Origin of the sequence: Vibrio sp. M260118 (assembly GCF_036533755.1) — a bacterium.
In the GTDB taxonomy this organism is placed as follows: domain Bacteria; phylum Pseudomonadota; class Gammaproteobacteria; order Enterobacterales; family Vibrionaceae; genus Vibrio.
Map to the genome: position 1 here is coordinate 1 of NZ_JATABG010000474.1, position 2,205 is coordinate 2,205.

Sequence of the window (2,205 nt, forward strand, 5' to 3'; positions counted from 1 at the left end):
GGCTACTACCCACGTAGTAATTTTGTTCATATCGATACAGGCCCAGTTCGCTACTGGAGCTAGTCAACGCGCGCTCAGAGTTGTCAAACCATCAATCAAGTGTCATAGTTCAGCCAGTTTAGATTTATATCAAGGTTAAGCTATGTCACTTAAGTACCAAGTTGTTCCTGTCACTTCTTTTTCACAAAACTGTTCAATTGTCTGGTGTGATGAAACCATGGAAGGCGTTGTTGTCGATCCGGGTGGTGACGTTAAGCAGTTAGCAGTGTTGATTAAAGAGCTTGGCGTTAAGGTTGTAAAACTGGTTCTGACACATGGTCACCTTGACCACGTTGGTGGCACAGAGCCTCTAGCTCAAGAGTTGGGTAGTGTAGAAATTGTCGGCCCACACAAAGATGATAACTTCTGGCTACAAGGGTTAGAAGGCCAGAGCAAAATGTTTGGCTTCCCGTTAACTGAAGCATTTGAGCCGAACCAGTGGCTAAACGAGGGAGACCAAGTAACGTTTGGTAATCAAGTGATGGATGTATTCCACACTCCCGGCCATACACCAGGTCACGTAGTGCTGTTTAGTGAAGAAGCTAAACTAGCATTTGTTGGCGACGTACTGTTCAACGGCTCTGTAGGTCGTACTGACTTCCCTAAAGGGGATTTTGATACCTTAATAGCGTCGATCAAAGGCAAATTATGGCCGCTAGGTAATGATGTGCGATTTGTTCCTGGCCATGGCCCAGAGTCAACATTTGGACGAGAGCGCGCTTCAAATCCATTTGTCGCTGACGAAATGCCATTGTACTAGTTGATAAACTCATTTGTGTTTCTAAGGTCGCTTTATGAAGCGGCCTTTTTGTTACCTATTCATTTGTGGTGTCTGCCGCAGCTAAGTATCGGCGCGCAAGCCCAACAAATTCTTCAGCTGGACGGTCTAGATCGTTAGCAGAGATAAAGATATCGTAATCGTAGTAGTTACGTTGGTGTTTCATTCGATTGGCGAGCATAGCCAGCAATCCGGTGAACTCTTGCCCATGTGAGTTTTGGTAGGTATGAGAGTCGAGCACTATGTCCTGAAATTGCTCGCCCTGTTGATGCTGTCGCGCTCCTAAATAAAGCAGCGCTCGCTGGCTTAACAGAATTTCTGTCGCGATGCGTGGGCATATACTCGTAAGATAAGGTGAGTAGTGCTTGAGTTTGATTCCGATCCAAGGCAGTGGCTGATGCCACCCATCTTTCTGATAGGTGCAAATTCCGATTTTTTCAATATTGCTCCACTTAACGACCCAACCACCTTTGAACAAATGCTGTTGAAAATGTGTTGCGGTAAGAGTGAACTTAACGGTACCTTTTAAAATCAAGACGTAACCGAAACCGACGAACATGACAATGGCGATGGCGGTCAGCAATGCTTGCTGCCAACCAGGTGCATACAACAACAGAAATAGGCAGCCGAGCGCGAACATGCCACTAATCCATTTGACTGTGATTGAAGAAAAAACAAAGGGTTGGTTAGTTAAGTGTACGGTTTCCATGCAGAACAGGCCCATTACAACAAATATATCTGTTTATATAATCAGTAGTCGAAGAATCGATCACTTACCTAGTTGATTAAATTGTAGTCGCATGTGGTTATATCGCGTATTTTTGTCGCACAAAGCCGCTCATACTCTGTAAATCTAAGCAAAATTTTGGTATAAATCGCGCTTCAAATTTTCAACACTGCGCTGTATGCAGTGAAATGGAGACAAACTCGATGAGACTTGCTCATAAGCGTAAAGTGCAGCTTAAACTGCAAAAGCGCATTAAAGCGACAGTTGCAAACGTTCAAGCGACTAAGACAGCTAAGCCTGCAGTTGAGAAGAAAGTAGCTGCAAAACCAGTAGCCGAGAAAGTGGTAGCGGCAGGGAAAACAACTGATGTTGCACTTACTCCAAAGCAGCAACAAGTACTCGATATCGTTGTAAGCAACGTTGAAGGTATCAACCCTAAAGGCATTGGCCTAGCAGCGGGTCAAGATGATGCAAAAGCAGCTTCTTGGGCGACAGGCGCACTGAAAAAACTTCTAGAAGAAAATCTAGTAGTGAAAGAGCAGCTAGCTGGCAATAAAGTTATCTACAAACCAGTTTAATTGCCCTATGCTAAATCTGACCTAAGTTAGATACGCAACGCTTTTGAGCCTCGACATTGTCGGGGCTTTTCTTTTTTATAAAC

4 protein-coding genes are annotated in these 2,205 nt (G+C 44.4%); 3 read left to right on the top strand and 1 reads right to left on the bottom strand.

The window, feature by feature from the left end; genetic code table 11:
- Together QTO00_RS21030 and QTO00_RS18530 are read left to right on the top strand one after the other, a co-directional pair.
- Nucleotides 1-63: DUF882 domain-containing protein (locus QTO00_RS21030; protein ID WP_443088948.1), on the top strand; the 63-nt coding region annotated here is incomplete at its 5' end.
- Nucleotides 64-142: 79 nt separating this feature from the next.
- Nucleotides 143-799 carry an MBL fold metallo-hydrolase gene (locus tag QTO00_RS18530; protein ID WP_331426082.1) on the top strand — a complete coding sequence of 219 codons (657 nt, stop codon included), beginning with the start codon at nucleotides 143-145 and terminating at the stop codon, nucleotides 797-799.
- A gap of 55 nt (nucleotides 800-854) precedes the next feature.
- Here the strand turns inward: QTO00_RS18530 and QTO00_RS18535 are convergent, their stop codons facing one another.
- Nucleotides 855-1,526 carry a DUF2982 domain-containing protein gene (locus QTO00_RS18535; RefSeq protein ID WP_331426083.1) on the bottom strand — a complete coding sequence of 224 codons (672 nt, stop codon included), beginning with the start codon at nucleotides 1,524-1,526 and terminating at the stop codon, nucleotides 855-857.
- A gap of 221 nt (nucleotides 1,527-1,747) precedes the next feature.
- Here QTO00_RS18535 and QTO00_RS18540 point away from each other — a divergent pair, with 221 nt between their 5' ends.
- The gene (locus QTO00_RS18540; protein ID WP_331426084.1) at nucleotides 1,748-2,122 is read left to right on the top strand and encodes a MarR family transcriptional regulator; all 375 of its coding nucleotides are present in this window, start codon (nucleotides 1,748-1,750) and stop codon (nucleotides 2,120-2,122) included.
- Nucleotides 2,123-2,205 lie beyond the last annotated feature (83 nt).